At 71.0% G+C, this 1,179-nt stretch carries 1 protein-coding gene; it reads left to right on the top strand.

The annotated features are described in order from the left end of the window. The first annotated feature begins 239 nt into the window (after window positions 1–239). On the top strand, window positions 240–878 hold the full coding sequence (locus QSK17_RS32425) for an HNH endonuclease signature motif containing protein (protein WP_285709731.1): 639 nt from the start codon (window positions 240–242) through the stop codon (window positions 876–878). Window positions 879–1,179: the final 301 nt, after the last annotated feature.

The raw sequence follows: 1,179 nt of genomic DNA, 5'->3' as shown, positions 1-1,179 counted from the left end.
ACGCCCAGGGCGGCTGGGCCGGTGTGATCGCTGACGTCATGCGCCAATACGACCAGGCCATCGAAGAGAGCTTTCCGACCGACGATGACGGCCACGGCCACAGTGCGGGTGACGGTTCGGCGGGTGACGGTTCGGCAGGTGACGCTTCTGCGGTAGACGAAGCTGCGGTGGACGAAGCTGCGGTGGACGGCGCTGCGGGTGACGGTGCTGCGGCAGGCGGGCCTGTGCGGCAGGGTGCTGTGGAGAACGACGCTGCCCGAGGGTCTGTGGTCGGCTGTGGGGCGGCTGGTGGGGGTGAGCGGCGGCGGTTCCCCACGGCGGGGCTACGGCGGCGGATCGAGATCCGGGACAGGGTGTGCTCCCATCCCGGCTGCCGCGCTCCGGCCACCCGGTCGGAGCTGGATCACACCCGCCAGTACGCGCACGGCGGTCTCACCACCGAGGACAACCTGGCTGCCGCGTGTGCGCATGACCATGATCTGCGCGACAACGGCTGGCGGGTCATCCAGACCGCGCCAGGGCATGTGACGTGGATCAGCCGGACCGGCCACCGGTATCCGGTTCAGCCGCCGCCGATCATTGAATCCCTGCCGGAGCCCTTCGCCCCCGGAGGCTGGGCCATGCCCGGCCGGTCGGGAGCCAGCGGGGTAGGCGGGCTTGCGGCCTTCGGGTATGGCGCGGGCAGCATCACCGATCCCGCCAACGACGAACTCCCGTTCCTGCCGACCTGGATCTACGAACCCGCGTGGTGGGAGGAGCCCCTCAACGAACCGGTCACAGCGGACGCGGTGGCCACGGCATCACTGGACGCGGTGGCTACGGCGTCACCGGCTGCGGCGCCGGCGCCGGCCCCGGAGGACGACATCCCGCCCTTCTGATCCGGATCTTCCACACCACCCCGTTTCAGGGGAAACAGCAGTATGCGGGCCGACACGGGCGGGTCATCCAGAGCGCACCAGGACATGTGACCTGGATCAGTCGTACTCATGGCAGCGAGGCAGGGGATCGTGCGGTGGCGAGCCGGGGCGGTGGCGAACGGGGGGCGGCGGCGAACTGGGGGCGGCGGGGAGCGGAGCGGAGGTGGGTGGTTGTGGAGGCGCGCGTAGGACCGTGCCAGCAACCACCGCGCCCGCGATGGCCGCGAACAGCGGCTCACCAGAGGCCCGCTATCACGGCGCG

Origin of the sequence: Microtetraspora sp. NBRC 16547 (assembly GCF_030268965.1) — a bacterium.
Taxonomy (GTDB): Bacteria; Actinomycetota; Actinomycetes; order Streptosporangiales; family Streptosporangiaceae; genus Microtetraspora.
The sequence above is the reverse complement of the archived record's forward strand: the minus strand, read 5'-3'. Positions and strand labels throughout refer to the sequence as shown.